General features: G+C 51.2%; 9 tRNA genes. All 9 read right to left on the minus strand.

Annotation, left to right across the window (positions count from 1 at the left end):
- Positions 1–2: 2 nt before the first annotated feature.
- Positions 3–76 (minus strand) — tRNA-Pro (locus KV696_RS09615).
- 15 nt (positions 77–91) lie between these two features.
- Positions 92–165 (minus strand) — tRNA-Arg (locus KV696_RS09620).
- A 9-nt stretch (positions 166–174) separates the two neighbouring features.
- Positions 175–260 (minus strand) — tRNA-Leu (locus KV696_RS09625).
- Between the two features lie 7 nt (positions 261–267).
- Positions 268–339 (minus strand) — tRNA-Gly (locus tag KV696_RS09630).
- Positions 340–361: 22 nt separating this feature from the next.
- Positions 362–434: transfer RNA gene (locus KV696_RS09635), tRNA-Thr, on the minus strand.
- 18 nt (positions 435–452) lie between these two features.
- Positions 453–534 (minus strand) — tRNA-Leu (locus KV696_RS09640).
- Positions 535–539: 5 nt separating this feature from the next.
- A tRNA-Lys gene (locus tag KV696_RS09645) sits at positions 540–612 on the minus strand.
- 24 nt (positions 613–636) lie between these two features.
- A tRNA-Asp gene (locus KV696_RS09650) sits at positions 637–709 on the minus strand.
- A 2-nt stretch (positions 710–711) separates the two neighbouring features.
- Positions 712–784 (minus strand) — tRNA-Val (locus KV696_RS09655).
- Between the last annotated feature and the right edge of the window lie 40 nt (positions 785–824).

Here is an 824-nt window from a genome sequence, read left to right on the forward strand (position 1 = left end):
TATCGGGAAGACAGGATTCGAACCTGCGACACCTTGGTCCCAAACCAAGTACTCTACCAAGCTGAGCTACTTCCCGAGTTAAATAGAAAAATGCACCCTAGAGGAGTCGAACCTCTAACCGCCTGATTCGTAGTCAGGTACTCTATCCAGTTGAGCTAAGGGTGCTCTATATTATGCCGAGGACCGGAATCGAACCGGTACGATCGTTACCAATCGCAGGATTTTAAGTCCTGTGCGTCTGCCAGTTCCGCCACCCCGGCCTCTCTAAGCGAACGACGGGATTCGAACCCGCGACCCCCACCTTGGCAAGGTGGTGTTCTACCACTGAACTACGTTCGCACTGTTTTCTTCTATCTAAAAATGCCGGCTACATGACTTGAACACGCGACCCTCTGATTACAAATCAGATGCTCTACCAACTGAGCTAAGCCGGCTCATTTATTATATCTTAATGCGGGTTAAGGGACTTGAACCCCCACGCCGTTAAGCGCCAGATCCTAAATCTGGTGCGTCTGCCAATTCCGCCAAACCCGCAGATATGACCCGTACTGGGCTCGAACCAGTGACCCATTGATTAAAAGTCAATTGCTCTACCAACTGAGCTAACGAGTCTAAAATAACTTACGTTATTTCAAACGGTCCCGACGGGAATCGAACCCGCGATCTTCGCCGTGACAGGGCGACGTGATAACCGCTACACTACGGGACCTTTGGGAGTTAACGGGATCGAACCGCTGACCCTCTGCTTGTAAGGCAGATGCTCTCCCAGCTGAGCTAAACTCCCTAGAGCTAAGCGACTTCCATATCTCACAGGGGGCAACCCC

Origin of the sequence: Streptococcus humanilactis (assembly GCF_019448275.1) — a bacterium.
In the GTDB taxonomy this organism is placed as follows: Bacteria; Bacillota; Bacilli; order Lactobacillales; family Streptococcaceae; genus Streptococcus; species Streptococcus humanilactis.